This is a genomic window from Tenacibaculum sp. MAR_2009_124 (assembly GCF_900105455.1).
In the GTDB taxonomy this organism is placed as follows: domain Bacteria; phylum Bacteroidota; class Bacteroidia; order Flavobacteriales; family Flavobacteriaceae; genus Polaribacter.
The window spans coordinates 803,272-822,874 of the sequence record NZ_FNSF01000005.1 but is presented as its reverse complement, the minus strand read 5'-3'; the positions used below and the strand labels follow the sequence as shown (position 1 = coordinate 822,874).

At 31.4% G+C, this 19,603-nt stretch carries 17 protein-coding genes; 13 read left to right on the top strand and 4 right to left on the bottom strand.

Annotated elements, in window-relative coordinates; translation table 11 throughout:
• Positions 1–79: 79 nt before the first annotated feature.
• Together BLW23_RS14260 and BLW23_RS14255 are read right to left on the bottom strand one after the other, a co-directional pair.
• Positions 80–817: a LytR/AlgR family response regulator transcription factor gene (locus BLW23_RS14260; RefSeq protein ID WP_093670975.1), complete on the bottom strand. Its 738-nt coding sequence runs from the start codon at positions 815–817 to the stop codon at positions 80–82.
• Between the two features lie 2 nt (positions 818–819).
• Positions 820–2,637: a tetratricopeptide repeat-containing sensor histidine kinase gene (locus tag BLW23_RS14255; protein WP_176829836.1), complete on the bottom strand. Its 1,818-nt coding sequence runs from the start codon at positions 2,635–2,637 to the stop codon at positions 820–822.
• Positions 2,638–2,960: 323 nt separating this feature from the next.
• On the opposite strand from BLW23_RS14255, the gene BLW23_RS23280 reads away from it, so the two are divergent.
• The 12 genes from BLW23_RS23280 to BLW23_RS14200 all read left to right on the top strand — a co-directional run bounded on the left by BLW23_RS23280 (position 2,961) and on the right by BLW23_RS14200 (position 14,148).
• Entirely contained in the window at positions 2,961–3,125 is a 165-nt protein-coding gene (locus BLW23_RS23280) for a hypothetical protein (RefSeq protein WP_176829835.1), read from the top strand.
• Positions 3,126–3,175: 50 nt separating this feature from the next.
• Positions 3,176–3,970 (top strand): hypothetical protein, encoded by a 795-nt coding sequence (locus BLW23_RS14250; protein WP_093670971.1) that lies wholly within the window; start codon positions 3,176–3,178, stop codon positions 3,968–3,970.
• Positions 3,971–4,113: 143 nt separating this feature from the next.
• A complete protein-coding gene (locus BLW23_RS14245; RefSeq protein WP_143032185.1) occupies positions 4,114–4,317 on the top strand; it encodes a hypothetical protein in 204 nt (67 codons plus the stop codon).
• A gap of 388 nt (positions 4,318–4,705) precedes the next feature.
• Positions 4,706–5,005 carry a GIY-YIG nuclease family protein gene (locus tag BLW23_RS14240; protein WP_093670967.1) on the top strand — a complete coding sequence of 100 codons (300 nt, stop codon included), beginning with the start codon at positions 4,706–4,708 and terminating at the stop codon, positions 5,003–5,005.
• A gap of 338 nt (positions 5,006–5,343) precedes the next feature.
• On the top strand, positions 5,344–8,688 hold the full coding sequence (mfd, locus tag BLW23_RS14235; protein ID WP_093670965.1) for a transcription-repair coupling factor: 3,345 nt from the start codon (positions 5,344–5,346) through the stop codon (positions 8,686–8,688).
• 44 nt (positions 8,689–8,732) lie between these two features.
• Positions 8,733–9,314, top strand: coding sequence for a Crp/Fnr family transcriptional regulator (locus tag BLW23_RS14230; protein WP_093670963.1), 582 nt, complete (start codon positions 8,733–8,735; stop codon positions 9,312–9,314).
• Positions 9,315–9,368: 54 nt separating this feature from the next.
• On the top strand, positions 9,369–9,695 hold the full coding sequence (locus tag BLW23_RS14225) for a hypothetical protein (RefSeq protein WP_093670961.1): 327 nt from the start codon (positions 9,369–9,371) through the stop codon (positions 9,693–9,695).
• Between the two features lie 926 nt (positions 9,696–10,621).
• Entirely contained in the window at positions 10,622–11,353 is a 732-nt protein-coding gene (locus BLW23_RS14220) for a hypothetical protein (RefSeq protein ID WP_255362803.1), read from the top strand.
• A 99-nt stretch (positions 11,354–11,452) separates the two neighbouring features.
• A complete protein-coding gene (locus tag BLW23_RS14215; protein WP_093670959.1) occupies positions 11,453–12,187 on the top strand; it encodes a protein phosphatase 2C domain-containing protein in 735 nt (244 codons plus the stop codon).
• A 71-nt stretch (positions 12,188–12,258) separates the two neighbouring features.
• A complete protein-coding gene (locus BLW23_RS14210) occupies positions 12,259–12,831 on the top strand; it encodes a Crp/Fnr family transcriptional regulator (protein ID WP_093670957.1) in 573 nt (190 codons plus the stop codon).
• Positions 12,832–12,913: 82 nt separating this feature from the next.
• The gene (locus tag BLW23_RS14205) at positions 12,914–13,552 is read left to right on the top strand and encodes a LysE family translocator (RefSeq protein WP_093670955.1); all 639 of its coding nucleotides are present in this window, start codon (positions 12,914–12,916) and stop codon (positions 13,550–13,552) included.
• Positions 13,553–13,587: 35 nt separating this feature from the next.
• Positions 13,588–14,148, top strand: a complete 561-nt coding sequence (locus BLW23_RS14200) for a metal-dependent hydrolase (protein ID WP_093670953.1) — start codon at positions 13,588–13,590, stop codon at positions 14,146–14,148.
• Between the two features lie 1,375 nt (positions 14,149–15,523).
• On the opposite strand, the gene BLW23_RS14195 is transcribed toward BLW23_RS14200, so the two are convergent.
• Together BLW23_RS14195 and BLW23_RS14190 are read right to left on the bottom strand one after the other, a co-directional pair.
• Entirely contained in the window at positions 15,524–17,149 is a 1,626-nt protein-coding gene (locus tag BLW23_RS14195; RefSeq protein WP_093670951.1) for an alanine/glycine:cation symporter family protein, read from the bottom strand.
• A gap of 123 nt (positions 17,150–17,272) precedes the next feature.
• On the bottom strand, positions 17,273–18,385 hold the full coding sequence (locus BLW23_RS14190; protein WP_093670949.1) for a hypothetical protein: 1,113 nt from the start codon (positions 18,383–18,385) through the stop codon (positions 17,273–17,275).
• Positions 18,386–18,652: 267 nt separating this feature from the next.
• Here BLW23_RS14190 and BLW23_RS14185 point away from each other — a divergent pair, with 267 nt between their 5' ends.
• The gene (locus tag BLW23_RS14185; protein ID WP_093670947.1) at positions 18,653–19,600 is read left to right on the top strand and encodes a hypothetical protein; all 948 of its coding nucleotides are present in this window, start codon (positions 18,653–18,655) and stop codon (positions 19,598–19,600) included.
• The last annotated feature ends 3 nt before the right edge of the window (positions 19,601–19,603 follow it).

The following is a 19,603-nucleotide window of genomic DNA, read 5'->3' as shown; positions in this document are numbered from 1 at the left end:
CTAAGACTAAAAATAGCCATAGTTTTTCTTTTTTTTGATTGAATTTCAAATATGCAAGAAGTTAATTCGTATTTGACTATTATTTAAATAGTATTTGTAATACTTCGTCTTTTCTTCTAGTAGCCACGGGAATTGTAGCTTTTGTTTTGGTTATAAGAAAACCATCGTTTCTATATTTTGTAACATAGCTAGCATTTACAATATAAGATTGATGACATTTAATAAATTGTTCCCCATTCAATAAAGGCTGTATTTTTTTCATAGGTTTTGAAACTACAATTTGCTCTTTTAAAAGATGAAATGTGGTATAATTGCCGTCTGATTTGCAGTAAACAATATCATTAAAATTAACTAAATGCTGCGCATCTAGTGTTTTTAAAACAATTTTATCATGAACATTATGAGTGTAATAATTTCCTGCAACATTCACTAAGTTTTCTTTGTTTTTTGATTTTTGATAACTATCAATAGCTTTTTTTACAGAATTCTTAAACTCATAGTTATCAATAGGTTTTAATAAATAATCAAGGGCTCCAAGCCTAATTGCTTTGATTGCATGGGAATCATAACCTGTAACAAAAATAATATCAAAAGATATTTCTGGAAGAACAGCTAAAATGTCAAAACTAGACCCATCACCCAAATCAATATCTAAAAATACTAAGTCGGGTTTGTGTTCAAGAATTGCTTTTATTCCTTCTTTCACAGAAGTAGCTTCTGCCAAAACAGTAAGTGAGGATTCGAAAAAATTTGATAAAAGTGTTTTTATTTCATCCCTTACATGTTTCTCATCTTCAATGATTAGTGTTTTCAACATAGTTATAATTCTGTGTATGGAATTTTTAGCTCAATAATTGTTCCAGTTGAGGCCAAATGATCAGATTTATTTGTCATTTTAATCTTTTCCCCTGTCATTTTTAAAAGGAACTGATCAATTAAATAAACGGAAGACTGCTTCTTTTTAGTCTGTTTTTCAAACCCTTTTCCATTATCGTCTATAATACATACTAAATAATTTTTTTCTTTTTTCAAGGATATCTCTAAATGTCCTTTACTTTCTAATCCACCGAACGCATGAATAATTGCGTTTTCAGCAAAAGGCTGTAATAACATTGGAGGAACAAATAATTCGGTATTGGTATTAATTTGATTGTTTATCTTATAAGAAAATCTATCAGGAAACCTAAATTGTTGTAGCTCAATATAGTCTTGTAATGAAGTCAATTCATCCTCAAGAGCAACAAAATCTTGAGTAGAATTGTCAAAAACAGTACGAAGTAACCTAGAAAGTTTTACAATATATTTTGAGTATTGTTCTGTATTCGTAGTAACACTCTGTTTAATTAAACTCAAGCTGTTAAAAATAAAATGAGGGTTCATTTGCGATCGAAGTAAACGTTGTTGAAGCAGAAAGTTTTGCTTTTCAATTTTGAATTTTCGTTGTCTGTAAAAATTCAAAATAAAAGTACCCGCAACGATTAATACTAATAATAAAACAAGTAAAATGTACTGATTCCTTTCAAAGGTGAGACTTTCGATTTGAGCTTCATTTTTCTCTTTTTGTAGTTTTCTTTCGTTTTCAAAAGACTCATTTAAAACATGCAACTCATTATTTATTCGCTGATCGTAACTTTTCTCAAGATAGGAAAGTAATGAATCTAACTTTGGCATTAGGTTTTCAATTCCTTTTTGCTGGAGATAGTCAACTTCTAAAGCATTTTTTAGGGCTTCTTTTTTATCCGTAAAATCAATACCTTCTAGGCCTAAATTAAAAATAGAATCTACATATTTTTCAGCGAATCTAAGAGAGTTGAGTTTTAAATAGGTTGTTGATAAGTTGAGGTAAGCATTTACTACTTCCGATTTACTTGATGTTTTAGAATATGATAGCGATTTTTTATAAGAATTGATTGCTTCTTTGTACTTGTTTTTTTGATTATAAACATACCCTTCCGTAGCATGAAATTGATATTTCATTGACTTATTCATCAAATGCTGATAAGGAATCACTTTCATCAATTCTTTGTGTGCCTTATTTGCTTTTTCAAGCCTGCTGTATGTTACTGCATTATCTAAAGTGGCAATCAAGTAGTTTATGGTGTCGTTCGCTTTTAAATAAAGTTTGGCGGCAATTAGGTTGTTTTCTGAGGCTTCATTGTATTTTGCTAAAGTTCTATTGATTTGATATTTATTCGTATAAACAAAAGCCAAATTCTTATAATCGGTACTATCAATTAAATGAAGGAGTTTTTCGTTAACACCTGAAGCATTTAAGTAATCTTGTTTTTTTCTACGATAAACGGCAATTAAAGCTCTGAAATGTAATACCTGTCTATTATTGGTTATTTTTTTAGTGAATGAAGTGGCTTTATCAAAATGGAGAATAGCACCATCATAATCTTTCAACTTATAATAAAACCTACCCGTCATAAAAGCATATTCTGCTTTTAAAGAATCAGATATTTCCGAAGTATCAATTGCTTGAATTTTATTTGCATAAAACTGCAATGAATCTTTTGATAAACCGTCTTTTGATTTGAGAAAATAAAAACTTGGAGGCTTCCCTTGAGTTTTATTCACTTTTTCTTTACAAGCAATAGCTATACAAAATAGTAGTAAGCAAAATGTCTTATTCATCCCCATAAAATAACATTAGCTAAAAGTAACAAAATTTAGGGAAGTTCATTACAGAAACACCTTGTTAAAAGAATATCATACTAATTGAGTTTTAAATTATTGAATCAATCAAACTAAAAACAAACAAGTTATATGCATTATAAAATTAGATTTAATTGGTATTAGTAATTCTCCATTTTCATATTACTTTAAAATTTGACCGTTTTTGAAGTGATCACTTACAAATTTGAATTGGTTAAAAATTAGACTGTAGTTTCTAGTAATTTGGTTGAAAGTTGACTAAAAAGGTTAACGAAATAATAGAAATTTAAAACCTTAAAATTATGCTGAAATCAATCTACAACTTAGGGAATGCTTTGAACAAAGCCCAAATGAAATCAATTAACGGAAGCGCTCGATCTTGTAATGGCGATTATTGCTGGTCAGGTGTTGCAAACGGACTTCCTATTTGCGTTCCATGTGGAGAAGAGGAGCCTCCAAAAAAGTAAAAACTAATGAACTTTGAAATAACAGTTGAATAAAAATCTAAAATTTAATAATGTTGAAAGTAAAAAACATATTGAAAATTATCGTTTTAATGATGGTAATGCTACATCTTTCGTGTTCAAACGAAGAAGCAAATGAAATTCAAACAGAGAATAGAGCAGAATTAGAAAAAATTGACCTCAAGCAAATCGAAGCTAAAATTGAAGTGTTTTTATCTGAAAACTCATCAAAAAAGTTCAATAAAGAAACGGAAACAGAAATTCACGAAATTGTTAAAAGAGAATTACAAGAATTGTTGGAATCAGAAAGTTTGGAAAGAGCAAGATCAGATTTTGGTTTAGATCCAAATAGTTTAGTTGCTATCCATAGGTTCTATAGAAACGGAGATCATTTTTATACCACCTCTATTGCTGAAGGCCAAAATGCTGGTTATGCTTATGAAGGAATGTTAGGTTTTGCAAGTAGAAATTTTAGTAATTCTAATTTCATTAGTAGATGGCATAATATAGACAACCGCAATCAGGATAGAGTATTAGCAAGAGGAAGAATATCTAGTAGTAATCATTATGTTATTGCCAATGATTGTTATAGTCAAAACCTTAATGGTTCATATTTTTTCGGACTTGATTTAACTCAGGGCGCACAAATACTAGAAAATTTATATACAACTAGTATTAGAAATAATTGGCAATACGAAGGAATTATGGGAGGTACTGGATATAGTAGGCCCATTTATGGATATTATAATATTGATTTAAAAGATCATGTATATACCAACGATTTCAATGAACTAGGTAGCGGTGCGCATGGTTATGTTTATGAGGGAGTGGCATTTCATTTGAATTAGAAGATACTAATACTAGTAAATAGTTGAAATGATAAATAGATAATTCCTTATAGATTATGAATTAAGGCAATGTGTTAGGGATTATATCCTTGGTTTTTTGCCCTACAATTAAAAACTGAATGTTTAATTTAAATTTACGTGTAATGAAAAAAACAATTTTAAATCTAGGAACCGTTTTAGATAAATCAAAACAGAAAGATATTTATGGAGGATTCAAGTCGCAAAGATGTCGTACAGATAGCGACTGCTGTAATTTCCAACATAACTCGTCGTATGGATATGTTTGTGACTCATGGTCAGGAAGCTGTGTTCCAGGGATTTTTGGAGAAAATCCATGTGGATTATAACAATTCAAAAGTAACTACTACTAATTAGTAATTTACTTTCTGAAAAAGAAAAGTATTTAATTGTGAAGCATCTAAACTTTGTGTTTGGATGCTTTTTTTATTAGTAGAATGATAGTTTTCTGTTGTATTCAGATTTCTCATTCGTCATCACTTTTTCGAAAATGATGTTACACAATTATTTGTTATTTCTAGCCTTATGGAGAACGCTATTATTAAGTTACTGATATTAGTTTGAACAACTTTTAGGTTTCTCAGTCATTATCATTCTTTCGAAATGACCCTCCGTGGTTATTTGTCATTTCGACTGAAAGGAGAAATCTTTCACAACTTTTATTTGTTTTTTGAAAAATATCACATTTAGAAAATAATTCTTAGTTTTAAAGTAAAAATGCTAACGAAATACTTCATTTATATTTTAACAAATAGAAATAAAACTACACTTTACATTGGTGTTACGAATAATCTTCAACGAAGATTATCAGAACATTATTTTGATAGTCAGAATTCAAAAAAAACATTTGCGGGAAAGTATAATTGTTTTAATTTGATTTATTACGAAATTTTCAGGACAGTAAAGGAAGCTATAATGAGAGAAAAAGAAATAAAAAAATGGAATAGAACAAAGAAAGAAAGTCTTATTAGTAGCTTTAATCCTGAATGGTTGTTTTTGAATAAAGATGTTTTCTGATTGTTATTCGTATATTTAGATTTCTCAGTTGTTATCACTTCTTCGAAATGACGTTGTTTTGTTTTCGTTAATTTGTCATTTCGAGCGCTAGGGAGAAATCTGTTACTGGGTTAGTGATTATGTTTTATTACTCTATTCAGATTTCTCATTCGTCATCAATCTTTCGAAAATGATGTTACAAGATTATTTGTTATTTCTAGCCTTAGGGAAATAACCTAACTATAAAAGCATGAAATAAAAACATAACGCAATAATTCAATATTCAACATGTAACACTTAACATTTACAAATAACCACTCAAAAGTAATAAACCTTATATTTGCCAAAATTTTTTTACGTTGAGCAAGCAAACCATTGTAAATCATTACCAGCAATCGGGTAAAGTAACACAGATTGTTGGTCAGCTTCAACAAGATCCTCACCATTTTCAAATAACGAATTTGGTCGGCTCTTCGTTGTCTTTTGTTATTTCTGAAACTTTTAAACAAGCCGATAAACCCTACCTTTTAATCTTGAATGATAAGGAAGAGGCAGCGTATTATCTAAACGATTTAGAACAATTGTTGGGTGAAAAAAATGTCTTGTTTTATCCAGGGTCATATCGCAGGCCGTATCAGATAGAAGAAACCGACAACGCCAATGTGTTATTGCGTTCTGAAGTGTTGAATAGAATCAACTCTCGTAAAAAACCTGCCATTATTGTTACCTACCCTACTGCCCTATTTGAAAAGGTGGTCACCAAAAAGGAATTAGAGAAAAATACCTTAAAATTAGGTGTTGGTGAACAGGTATCACTTGATTTTGTGAATGAGGTACTGTTTGAATATAATTTCAATCGAGTAGATTTCGTAACTGAACCGGGTGAATTTTCTGTTCGTGGAGGAATTATCGATGTATTTTCTTTTTCAAATGATGAGCCTTATCGAATCGAGTTTTTTGGTGAAGAAATTGATAGTATTCGTAGTTTTGATGTAGAAACGCAACTTTCTAAGGATAAGCTCAAAAAAGCAAGTATTATGCCTAATGTTGAAAATAAGGCATTACAAGAAACTAGAGAAAGCTTTTTAAAATACATTTCTTCAAAAACAGCGGTATTTGCTAGAAATACTGACTTATTATCCGGGAATCTCGATAAGTTTTACACAAAAGCAGAAACTGCATTTAGTGAGTTGTCAAAAGAGGTGAAACATGCTGAGCCTGCTACTCTATTTTGTAACGGAACTGAAATTATCAAACAATTACAGGATTTTACGGTGGCTCATGTTAGTTTTCGTTCAGAGTTAAAAGCAGAAAACCCTGATACGGATGTATTGTTTCACATAAAACCACAACCATCGTTTAATAAACAATTTAATTTACTAATTGAAGATTTAAACGAGAATCATGCTAAAGGGTTTACTAACTATATTTTTTGTGCAAATGATAAACAAGCCCAACGTTTTAAAGATATTTTTGACGATGCCGATCAAGAAGTACATTATGAAACTTTAGTTTTTCCGCTATACCAAGGTTTTATTGATGAAGCTGAGAAAATAGTTTGTTATACCGATCATCAAATTTTTGAACGTTATCATAAGTTCCGTTTGAAAAATGGATATGCTAAAAAACAATCAATAACCTTACAAGAATTAACAAAACTTGAAGTGGGTGATTATGTAACTCATATTGATCATGGTGTTGGAAAGTTTGGAGGACTGCAAAAAATTGATGTTGAAGGAAAAAAACAAGAAGCCATTAAGTTAATCTATGGCGATCGCGATATTTTGTATGTAAGCATTCACTCATTGCACAAAATATCAAAGTTTAATGGAAGAGATGGAAAAGCCCCGAAAATATATAAATTAGGTTCCAATGCTTGGAAAAAGGTAAAACAAAAAACGAAAACACGTGTTAAGGAAATTGCGTTTAACCTGATTCAACTTTATGCAAAAAGAAAACTGCAAAAAGGACATGCCTTTGGTCCCGATACCCACATGCAACACGAATTAGAAGCAAGTTTCCTTTTTGAAGATACTCCGGATCAATTTACAGCAACCAAAGATGTAAAAATTGATATGGAAAAAGAACAACCCATGGACCGATTGGTTTGTGGTGATGTTGGTTTTGGGAAAACAGAGATAGCAGTACGTGCTGCCTTTAAAGCAGTAGATAATGGAAAACAAGTAGCTATTTTAGTGCCAACTACAGTTTTAGCGTTTCAGCACTTTAAAACCTTTTCTAAGCGATTAAAAGATTTTCCAGTAGTCATAGATTATTTAAACCGTTTTAGATCCACAAAACAACGAAAAGGGGTGTTAGAGGGAGTTTCGAACGGACATGTTGATATTGTTATCGGTACTCATCAGCTAACAAATAAAAACATAAGCTTTAAAGATTTAGGGTTATTAATTATTGATGAGGAGCAAAAATTTGGAGTTTCGGTTAAAGATAAATTGAAAACCATTAAAGAAAATGTAGATACTTTAACCTTAACAGCAACCCCTATTCCTAGAACTTTGCAGTTTAGTTTAATGGCAGCGCGTGATTTGTCGGTAATTAAAACGCCGCCTCCTAACCGTCACCCGATAGAAACTAATGTAATTCGTTTTAGTGAAGAAACCATTAGAGATGCTGTTTCTTATGAAATTTCAAGAGGAGGTCAGGTATTCTTTATTCATAATCGAATTGAAAATATTAAAGAAGTGGCTGGATTGTTACAACGCTTGGTTCCTGATGCTAAAATTGGAATTGGTCATGGCCAAATGGAAGGAAAAAAGCTAGAAGAGCTAATGCTGGCATTTATGAACAATGAATTTGATGTTTTGGTATCAACTACAATTGTTGAAAGTGGATTGGATGTGCCAAATGCGAATACAATTTTCATTAACAATGCTAACAATTTCGGATTATCGGACTTACACCAAATGCGCGGACGTGTTGGACGTTCAAATAAGAAAGCATTTTGTTATTTCATTACACCACCACATCATCACATGACCGATGATGCACGTAAGAGAATTCAGGCATTAGAGTTGTTTTCTGATTTAGGAAGCGGACTTAATATTGCCATGAAAGATTTGGAAATTCGTGGTGCAGGAGATTTACTAGGTGGAGAGCAAAGCGGGTTTATTAACGATATTGGTTTTGATGCCTATCAGAAAATCCTACATGAGGCAATTGAAGAATTGAAAGAAAATGAGTTTAAAGATTTATATCCTACGAATCAAACTGGTAAAAAAGAATTTGTAAAAGAGGTTCAAATTGATACTGATTTTGAAATCTTATTTCCTGATGATTATGTGAACTCAGTAAGTGAACGCTTGGTGTTGTACAACAAGCTTTCAGAAGTCAATAACGAGGAAGAATTACAGGTTTTTGAAAGTGAAATTATTGATCGTTTTGGAGAATATCCAACGCAGGTGGCCGATTTATTAGATAGTGTTCGTATGAAATGGTTGGCAAAATCACTTGGACTTGAAAAACTGATCCTCAAGCAAAAGAGAATGATTGGATATTTTGTGTCAAATCAACAAAGTGATTTTTATCAAACGGAAGCCTTTACTAGAATGTTGCAATATGTTCAAAAGAACTCAAAAAGTTGTGTTATGAAAGAAAAGGAAACGAAAAGCGGATTACGCTTGCTTATTACTTTCATAAAAATTGATACGGTAAATAAGGCTTTTAATACGTTGAAAAGTGTGTAATAGCTAATGAAAACACAAACGTATAAGTTTCCAAGTTTAAAAGAATGAATCTTGAAAAAATACTTACTGAGGTAGGTCATGCCTATGCGCCGTTGACATTTGAATGTCAGCAAGAGTTTATTAAACATTCAGAAGTTAAAATGTTTAAAAAAGGAGACGTTGTTGTTCGAGAAGGGCAATACTCTCAAAAAGCGTATTTGTTGATCAAAGGTTGTGCGAGAGCTTACTATTTAAAGGACGGTAAAGATATTTCTGACTGGTTTACTTTTGAACATCAGTTTATGGCTTCTATAAGTAGCTTTTTTAGCGATGATCCAAGTCCACACTATATTGAATTTATGGAAGATGCAACTGTTTTGGAGTTTTCTAAAGATACAGTGAAAAAGTTATCTGACAATTACCATGAATTTGAACGCTTTATTCATAAAATAGTAACAGAAACGATGTTAGGGCTTTGCGAAAGATTACATACGATTCAATTTGTTAAAGCAGAGGATAGATATAACCAATTACTTAATATTTATCCTAAAATAACACAAAGAATTCCTCTAACACATATTGCTTCTTATTTAGGAATTACTCTCGAAACGTTAAGTAGAATAAGAAATATTAAAAAACGAATTTGATATAGATCAAATGATAAACCTTCCATTAAAACAACCTTTGCAAAAACAATTTAAATGGAAGCTAATAAAATACAATTAAAATCAATTTGGGGAACGTGGTGGGAACCTATAAGAAAATGGTTTTATCCAGCATGGTTAGGGTATGAAACAAGCATACGTTTTTATGATTATGCGCTATCTTCTTATTCTTTTGTGCGTACCTATGAAAACTATTTTGGAGCTTTTGGGATAGAAGTCTTAGCCGTTTTGGCAGCGATACTCACTTTTGTTATCTGTTTTGTTTTTTTAACTATTCCTGCCAGTATTGCCTTGTTTAAGTTTTTTAAACCAGAGGAAACCTATCGTATTACATTTGAAATGAAAATTAAAAAATACTTATAGAAAACAATAAAAAATAATGGTTATGAATGGCATTTTGATAATGAAGTTTTAATTATGTATAAGCAGAAGCTTATATAAAGGGGATAATTAAATGGTCAGAACTCCTTTGAAATGATTGTAAAAAGAGGGTAACCTCTCGCAAATTAAAAGTAAAACTCGATAGTTGCATTTGTTAAATACTACTTGATTTTTTGCTTCATTTTGTATCAAGACAAAAGAAGAGAGTGTAGCTAATAAACCTTATTACTTTGAGTTATATGAGTTGAAATGGAATGAAAGTAATTTGTGTTTCTAATTCTTCGCTAAGGAACAAGTATTAATTTAATACTTAAAACTCAACATTAAGAACTAATCATTGAAACGTTATAATTTTTTTAAAAACCCGTCTAAACCAAGAAATAGAGAATGAAGAAAAGGAATTGCGATGTGCAGCATAACGCATGAAATTTCGAAAGTGAACGATACGAAGTAATTTCCTAGGTCGGACTTGATTTTTTGCTTCATTTTGTATCAAGACAAAAGAAGGGAGTGTAGCTAATAAACCTTATTACTTTAAGTTAAATGAGTTGAAATGGAAAGAAAATAATTTCGTATTTCTAGTTCTTCGCTAAGGAACAAGTATTAATTTAAGACTTAAGCCTCAACATTAAGAACTAATCATTGAAACGTTATAATCTTTTTAAAAACCCGTCTAAACCAAGAAATAGAGAATGAAGAAAAGGAATTGCGATGCGCAGCATAACGCATGAAATTTCGAAAGTGAACGATACGAAGTAATTTCCTAGGTCGGACTTGATTTTTTGCTTCATTTTGTATCAAGCCAAAAGAAGAGAGTGCAGCTAATAAACCTCATTACTTTAAGTTAATCATTGAAACAAAAAAGAATTTTATTTTGTAGAAAGAAACTAATCTATGGATTGCTAACTATGAATTCAATATTCAATAAAGCAATTATTGCACTATCTTTGAGTTCAGTACGAAAACAAGAAATCATGACTTTCGAAAAAGAATTTAAAGAAGCAATTAGCCACTTACCTTCTAAAGAAAAGGATAAGCTTATCCTTCGTTTGTTAAAAAAAGATAGAATCCTTGCCGAAAGATTATATTTTGAACTTGTAGACCATAAAACAGTCGATGAAAGAAGGTTTGATAAACAAAAGCATATTAAGGAACGAATTGCATTTTTTTCTGAATATCGTTTATCTCCAGGCGACCTAATGATGTACATGCGTGAAATCAGTGGCGAAATAACTGAACATGTTAAAATAACCAAAGACAAGCACGGAGAAGTAAGTCTTAATTTATTGCTTTTATTGGAAACACTCCAAAAGAACAATAGTCAAATAACCCAACATACCTTAGCGAAAGCAAGAAAACTATGTATATATATAATTGGAAGAGCTTTTAAAATATTAGTGTTGAGACAAAAATTACATGAAGATTTATGGTTGGAATTTGATTATGATTTGGAGCAATTAGGAGAATTAATAACTGAAAACCCTAGCCTAATGAAAATAGCTATACAAAATGGTTTTGATGTAAACTGGCTATTAAATAATGATATTCCTGAAAATATTGAAGAAATACACAAAGACATTAGAAGTCAAGGGTTTTTAACTTTTCGTATACATTTAAGCACACCTAAGTTTAATAGCTAATATTATTTATGATTTGAAATTATCATTATAATACGTTTTTGAATGAACATTAATAATTCATTCAGGTTTTTAAAAGTTATTTTCTACTTTTGACTTTCTATGAAAATATATAAAACTCTAAAAAAAGGAGAGTTCCATACACATCACTGTGAAGATTTTTTTGTCATTGAAAACTTATCTGATACTGAAAAATTAATTGCCGTAATGGATGGGTGTTCTATGGGTAAAGAATCTGTTTTTGCTAGTCATTTGTTCGGAAAAGTTTTAAGAGGTATAGCCAAACAAAATTATTATAAAGATTTTGTTAAGAAAACAGAAGAACGTTCCTTAAAAACCAGATTGAAAGAGGTATTGGAAGAGATGTTTCACATATTAAACACCATAAAACGTTCCCTTTATCTTGAATATCATGAAATGCTTTCTACTTTGATTCTAGGTATTGTAAAAACTAATGAAAATAAGGCCGAAATAATTGTTGTTGGTGATGGTTTGGTTTGTATCGATAGTAATTTCAAAGATTTTGAACAAAACGATAAACCAGACTATTTAGGATATCATTTGACTAAAGACTTCAATACTTGGTTTGAAAACCATAATCAATTTATTTCAATACAAGAATTTAAAGATTTATCAATCTGTACGGATGGAATCTATTCTTTTAAAAATTTAAAAACTAAAGAAAAGCAAAAGAGTGAAAGCGAGATCGCTAAATTTTTTATGGTCGATAAAACGGGTGAATTCCCAGATAATTTTTTAGATAGAAAAGTACTATCTCTTGAAAAAGACGGTTATATCCCTACAGATGATTTAGCAATTATTAGAATCTTGGTATAGATTATTTTTTTGTTTTCAAGGTATTAGTTTGGGTAAGTGTTATGGTTTTTGATTAAAAATAAATGTATTAGATGACTTTTAATATTCTATTAGAAAATATTGAGAAATATATTAAGCTTGATAAGGAAGAAAAAGAATTTTTGCTATCGTTATTGAGCCAAAAAAAACTTAGAAAGAAACAGCAACTTTTGACAACAGGAATGGTGTGCTCTTCTAAATATTTTGTGTTAAAAGGGTGTCTTAAAAGGAGCTATACCAATACTGAAGGAAAGGAAAGAGTTTTTGAGTTTTGTTTTGAAAACCAATGGATCTCAGATATTCAAAGTTTTTGGAAAGGTTCACCATCTATATTTAATATTGAAGCTATTGAAGATACTGAGGTTATTGAATTGAAAAGAGCTAGTATAGAAACTTTACTATCCAATATTCCGAAGTTTGAGAAATATTTTAGGATTTTATCAAACGAGCAAATATTTAAGCAAGAACGAAGGATAAAACAGGCTCTTTCCTGCTCAGCTAAAGAAAGATATGATGATTTTCTAATGGATTATCCTAAAATTGAACTTCGTTTACCACAAAGACAAATAGCTTCCTATCTTGGGGTTAGCCCCGAGTTTTTAAGTTCTCTCCGTAACAAAAAATAAACAACAAAGCCTTAATGTACATTAAGGCTTTGTTGTTTATTGTAAACTACTTTTGGAAATGATAATGACAAAAAAGTAGAAAATGATTATACCAGAACTAGCAAATATTGTTGCTTTTATTCTAGCCTCAACCTTTTTAATAATTTCACCAGGTCCTGCTATCGTTTATATTTTAACAAGAACAGTTGAAAAAGGATATAAAGCAGGGGTTCTCTCTGTATTGGGGGTTGAGTTAGGTACATTGGTTCATGTAATTTTGGTAGCTTTTGGATTTTCATCGGTTTTAATAAAATCTAACGTTGGGTTTTCAATAATTAAATTTGGTGGGATTTTTTATTTAACATTACTAGGGTTTAAGAGAATTTATCATCCTAAAAATAAATTTGATCAGAATATATTGACGAAAAGAATGGAAAAGGAAGCGTTTTCAGGAGGTTTGATAATAAGTCTTTTTAATCCTAAATCAATTTTATTTTTTGTTGTTTTTTTGCCGCAATTTGTCAGTATTTCTAAAAAAGAAGAGGCCTCTCAAATGATGTTTCTTGGAGTAGTGTTTATTTTGATAGCTATAGTTTGGGGCATGTTTGTTGTCTTAACTTATAATAAATTGAAAAAGCACATGAAAAAGATATTTTTAATCCCTTTTAACCAAGATTACATTGTAGGAGGAATCTACATTGGAATTGCTCTATTATCCCTACTGTTTTGTACCAAACTTTAGAAGTATATTTATTGCGGTTTTAATAAAAAAATAACATGGCTTCAATTTTCGGACATGCATTAACAGCAGTAACTATTGGTAGTGGTTTTTCAAAGAAAATCAAAGATAAAAAGTTTTGGTTTTTAGGCATTCTATGTGCAATAATTCCAGATGCGGATGTCATAGGATTTCAATTTCATATTCCATATGAAAGCTTTTGGGGACATCGAGGTTTTTCTCATTCAATTTTGTTTGCAGTTTTTTTAGGTATACTCGTTACGGCTTTGTTCTACAGCAAAAGCTTCTTCAGTAAAAAAGGTCTCCTATTCATGGCTTTTTTTACTTTATGTACCGTATCTCATGCCCTTTTAGATGGATTGACTAATGGCGGTTTAGGAGTAGCTCTTTTCTCACCATTCGATAACACGCGATATTTTCTTCCTTGGAGACCGATTCAAGTATCACCAATTGGAGCAAGTCGCTTTTTTAGCCATTGGGGTCTCAAAGTTATTTATAGCGAACTATATTATATCGGAATTCCTGCTTTACTTTATATAGTCTTTGTTTTTTTTGTAAAGAGGTTTACTAAACATAAGCATAAAGCAGAAAGAAAGTAGATTTACCGCAAAAAAGAAAGCTCCCGAAGGAGCCAATCATCCCCGATAGGGGAATGAAAAGAGGTTGTCAAAATTTCTATTTGGGGGGAACTAAGCTTGTTTAGGGATGATTTTCTTTTTCATTTACCTTGACAACCTCCATAATTAACTATTCAAAGGGGATTCAAACTCGGTACAAATGTACAGTGGTATTTTGGCTTCAAATGACGTGTAGTATATCTGAGTACCTGTTTTTATACGTTTGCAGCCAATATGAATGGAAATCCTATCTATGTAGTAGGTTTGTCATAAATGAAAAGCATAGAATAACCTTGGAAATCATAGCGTTAAAAAAATATTAAGTAATGTATCTCTTCGATTTTTATGGTATGAGCAAGAATTTTCCCTACTGTTTGCAACGACATTTAGGGTTATTATTAATGTTGGTATTACTAATAATAGGATCTTAATTACTCCTGTCATAAGCGAACAAACCAAAAATAACACCGCAAGAACCGACGAAATTAAAATCTGTTTGAGCAATAGCGAGTTATTTTAATTTAGGTTCGAGGATGATTATTTCTGCGAGCAGTGCGGTTAAGACTAGATTTTTTGTTTCTTTTTCATCAAAGGCAAAAGAAAAATAGTTTTGATTAAAAGATGTTTAATAGTAAAATATGTCTATGGAAGTGAAAGGAGAAACCTCTTTAGATAGTTTTGAATATGTTTATGCACAGCTCATTTCGATATTTCATATAGAAACTTTGTTAACTGTTTGCAATAACATTTAGAGTTGTTATTACTAATAATAGGATCTTAATTACCCCTGTCATAAGTGAACAAACCAAAAATAACACCACAAGAACCGATGAAATTAAAATCTGTTTGAGCAACAGCGAGTTATTTTAATTTAGGTTCGAGGATGATTATTTCTGCGAGCAGTGCGGTTAAGACTAGATTTTTGTTTTTTTTCATCAAAGGAAAAAGAAAAATAGTTTTGATTAAAAGGTGTTTAATAGTAAAATATGTCGATGGAAGTGAAAGGAGAAAACTCTTTAGATAGTTTTGAATATGTTTATGCACAGCTTATTTCGATATTTCATATAGAAACTTTGTTAACTGTTTGCAATAACATTTAGAGTTGTTATTACTAATAATAGGATCTTAATTACTCTTGTCATAAGCGAACAAACCAAAAATAACACCGCAAGAACCGACGAGATTAAAATCTGTTTGAGCAATAGCGAGTTATTTTTTTAGGTTCGAGGATGATTATTTCTGCGAGCAGTGCGGTTAAGACTAGATTTTTTGTTTCTTTTTCATCAATGGAAAAAGAAAAATTACTTAGAGATATAACAAAGAATATATGCATGATTATGTCCATTCATAAACATCGCTATTCATTTTTCATTTTCAATAATTTAATATCCTTTAGATAGCGTTTAATTTCACTTCGAACCTTTGGAAATAGAAGTAATAGCCCTATCATATTTGGAAAAACAAGAGCGAGAATCATAGCATCTGAAAATTTAATAACGGCATCTAGTGTTACAGCGGCTCCCAAAACAGTAAACATTAAAAAAATAATTTTATAGGTTAAATCAGTCCATTTTCCTCTACCAAACAAATACTTCCACGACTGTAAACCATAGTATGACCATGATAATATGGTAGAAAAGGCAAATAAGGTGACTGCAATTACTAAAACATACGAAGCTCCTGGAATGGCATTGTCAAAGGCTAATGATGTTAAGTTAACACCACCTAGTCTAGATCCATCGGCCATTAACGCCTGTCCATTAATTACATCTCCATAAACAAAAGCACCATCCATATTAAACATAACGATGATAATTGCTGTCATAGAACAAACGACTACCGTGTCAATAAATGGTTCTAACAATCCTACAAGGCCTTCGGAAGCGGGATATTTGGTGTTGACAGCAGAATGTGCGATTGCTGCTGAACCTGCTCCTGCTTCGTTTGAAAATGCCGCACGACGAAAGCCTTGTATCATTACCCCAATAAAACCTCCAGTAATGGTAGCTTTGGGGGTAAATGCTTCATTTATAATTAATGCAATAGCATCATCAACAAAGCTAACGTTTGAAAAAATAATGAATAATGCTGATACAACATAAAGTATAGCCATTAGTGGAACGACCTTTTCAGTGACCTTGGCAATTCTTTTAATTCCACCAATAATCACAATTCCAACGAAAATAGCGAAGATCAACCCTATAAGGCTTCCTGAAGCAACGCCATCAATACCAAACCTTGAAATAATTTGAGCAGCGGCTTGATTCGTTTGAAAAGCATTTCCACCTCCAAATGAGGCTCCAACACATAAAATAGCAAATACAACAGCCAAGAATTTACCCAATTTTTCTAAACCTGTTTCTTTAAGGCCTCTTGATAAATAATACATCGGACCACCATATACGTTACCCTCACTATCAATATCTCTATATTTTACACCAAGTGTACATTCTACAAATTTTGAAGACATTCCAAGTAAACCAGCGATGACCATCCAAAAGGTAGCACCCGGACCACCAATAGAAATGGCAACCGCAACCATAGCAATATTTCCTAAACCAACGGTTCCAGAAACAGCAGTTGCTAAGGCTTGAAAGTGATTCACTTCTCCATGACTACTTTCATTTTTGATTGTATCGATAATATCACCATCAATTTCGTGAACATGTGAAGTTGTTTCGACGTTCAGAAACTCTAAATCGTCATATTTACCTCTCACTACTTGAATAGCTGTTGGAAAGTGCTTAATGTTAATAAAGCCAAAGTAAATCGTGAAGAATAGTGCTCCAAGAACTAAGATGATGAGGACAATTGGAATTCCATATCCAAAAATGTTGATCGTTGAAAGGATAAACCCTTCCCACCAAGAAGCAAAAGGCATAAAAGCATCGTTAATTTGCTCGTCTAATCCTTTGTTTTGGGCTTGATGTATAAATGGCAATAAAAGAAAAATAATGGTAGTTATGCGTTGTTTTGAGGTCATGAGAATAGTTTTATGATTTTCAACGCAATGTTTAAAATTGAATTTTTTAGAGAAGACTTTATCAGAAAGAATATGAATTTGTCAGTAAAAAAACTACTGACAAATTAGTGTTAAAGTGTTGGTTTATAAAGAAATGTTTTCTTTAGGGATTTTTAAACGAATTTTTCTGTCTCGCTTTTCCGACATTTCGAAAAGTGTTGTTTTTAACGGATTTAAGTGATGCTCTGTGGTCCAATTGTCTTTACCAAACACACCATCTAGTAATGATATTAGCAATCTTTTTACTTCGTTGTAATCCTTAATATCAAAGGTTTTACTTGGCATGGAAAAATTCTTAGGTTTAATTTCTAACCAATCCTCATTTGATAGTCTGCGTTCAGCAAATTTTGTAAATAAATCGAACAAAACAGGAGATAATTTTACTTTTCGTTTTTCAGAGCCTGGAAAGCCTTTTAAGAGTATAAGGTTTTCTGTTTTTCCTGAAGAAAGTTTATTTTTTTGAAAACTAAGATATAAATCACTTGAATTAGGAATTACGTTTTCAGCCAATTCTTTTACCCAACTCAGAGCCAAAGCAAAGAAAATCATGATTAATGATGTTTTGAAAATTGCTGAGAACAAGGTTAAGTTAATATTGTTTCCAGAGAGCTTGTAGATTTGAGCTACTAAAACAACAAGTATACAAACAAATGACAAAAAGGCTAAGGCCTTTAAGCGTCGTTTTAAAAATGATTCCCATAAAACAAAACCTAAAAATATTAGTGTGAAAAAGGCGTAGTATACATCAAGTTCATTAATTACTGAAATAACGGTACCGGATATCATGCGGCTTAAGGTGGGTAATAATGAAAATAGAAAAGGAATACCAACAATATAAATCCAGTACTTCGATTTTATAATATGCCCGATTGGAGTGGGTAAATAACGAAACCAAGGCAGTGATAATAAGATAAACAAACTATTCAGTAAAGACCATATGCTACGCCATCCGTTAATAATAAACGCTGAAGTTGCATTACTTTCAATAAAATATATCTCAAAGGCTCCAGAAATACTCCAGCATAAAACAGAAAGCGCTAACCACACTTGACCAAAATCGTTTTGTTTTTTACCTATATGCCACCAGATAGCAAGTAAAGCAATAAAGGCAAATAAACAGACAGAAAGTTGCCACCAACCATAAAAATATATGATTTCGTGGTTCATTTGTTGTATGCTTAATGCTTTAAGTACCATAATAGCTTTTTAGAAAAATTCTAATTTTTTAAAAATACGTTAAATTCTGTAATGGTATTATGCTTTTCACTAATAGTCATATCATTATTGATTAATAATGCTTCAATTTATCATTACAACTTCAACCTAAATCAGTTTATGTTAACCTTGATAGGATTTATTGTTTGGGTAATGAAATTAATTTTTTTTCACTTGTAATAAACTGACTACAAAGTGGAATCCGAAAAACTTTAAATAGAGTAGGAGCAAAATAAACTATTTATTATTATGAATTTTAAATTCGTTATTATTTTACTTTTAACTAGTCAATTAGCCATTGGTCAATGGTCAGGAAGCAATCCAGAAAATTTAGTTGGTCGTGCCAAAATTAGTGCTACTACAAGTGGAGGGGTAACTGGAGGTATTAGTTTAGCACCAAGATTGTTAACTCTCAAAAAAACATACACATCAGGTGGGATAAGTATGGGAACTCCTTTTGAGAGCGTCAGTTCGGGGTTGCGTTTATCCTACAGTAGTCCTTCTTTAGGGTCAGGAGTCAGTACTAATTGGGATTGGGACATTGCAGCGAATAGTAGGTTACATTTTCGTTATCCAAGCACAAACCTAACTATTATGACATTGAATCGAGATGGAGAGGTTGGAATAGGTACTAGTAACCCACAATCGAAATTAGACATACGATTGGATAATGAGCAGGAAGTGAGAATACAATCTAAAACTACAAATAGTTATGGAGGTATTTCTTTCAGACATTATAATGGAACTGAAAATTGGAGAATTAGGGCTTTTAGTAATTATACAGGAGGTTATGGAAATACCTTAAGTATTGTAAGTACAAACAACGATAATTTTTGGATATCGGCAGGTAAAACTCTAATTGGCGGATCTTTCAATTTTGATTCTTGTACCGATTGTAATGATTATAAACTTTTTGTAAAAAAAGGAATTAGAACCGAAAAGGTTAGAGTTGATATTTCCTCAGGGGTTTGGGCCGATTATGTGTTTAAAAAAGATTATAAGCTAAAACCATTAAAAGAGGTAGAGCAATTTATAAAACTTAATGGTCATTTACCAAATATTCCGAAGGCGTCAATAATTGAAAAGGAAGGGCTTAATTTAGGGAAGATGGATGCTAAGTTATTGGAGAAAATAGAAGAACTAACCTTGTACATTATTGATTTAAAGAAGGAAATTGATACACTTAAGAAAAAGTAAGAA